General features: G+C 43.9%; 2 protein-coding genes. Both read left to right on the forward strand.

The genetic code is table 11. The features are described 5' to 3' along the window. The coding region (locus R7Q46_RS27060) for a DUF1365 family protein (RefSeq protein ID WP_411978777.1) at positions 1 to 111 on the forward strand (111 nt) is incomplete at its 5' end. A gap of 35 nt (positions 112 to 146) precedes the next feature. Beyond that, positions 147 to 713: class I SAM-dependent methyltransferase (locus R7Q46_RS27065; protein ID WP_318078244.1), on the forward strand; the 567-nt coding region annotated here is incomplete at its 3' end.

The raw sequence follows: 713 nt of genomic DNA on the forward strand, positions 1-713 counted from the left end.
ATGGTTGGAATCTACTGGCATGCGTTGAGGTTATGGATTAAAGGTGCGCCGTTTTATTCTCACCCTAAATATTTGGCGTCCAATGAACGTCAAGCCTCTAGCGACAAATAAGATAAGAAAAATAATAAGCACAAGGAGAATTCTGCATGTTAAATACGACTTCTATAACATTGCCGCGCAAACTGACGACGACTCAGAAAGCGGCTCGCGGAGTTATTTTTCAATGTCTGCAAAAGATGGAAATGGGTTGCTTAACCATTATTGAATCGTTTCATACTGAGACAAAGGAGCGCAGTGAACGTTTTACTGCGCCAAACGGGGAATATAGTGGCCAACCTGTCGTTGCGACCATTGAGGTTAAGCACCCAGGTTTTTACTCCAGAATATTACAAGGCGGTAGCATCGCTGCCGGTGAGGCGTACATGGATGGCTGGTGGGACAGTCCAGATTTAACTGCGTTGATGAAGCTCATGGCGCTCAATATGCGAGCCCTTGATAAGCTTGAGGAGCAGGGTAGTTGGCTTACCAAGTTACTTTACAAGTTTAGCCATTGGACGAATCGAAACTCGCAAGAAAATTCTCGGAAGAACATCCATGCTCATTACGATTTAGGCAATGATTTGTATGAAGCTTTTTTAGATACCAACATGCTGTACTCATCAGCGCTTTACCACACAAGTGCCGACTCCTTAGAGCAAGCTCAAATCAATAAA

The sequence above is a fragment of the Vibrio sp. 811 genome (assembly GCF_033339195.1).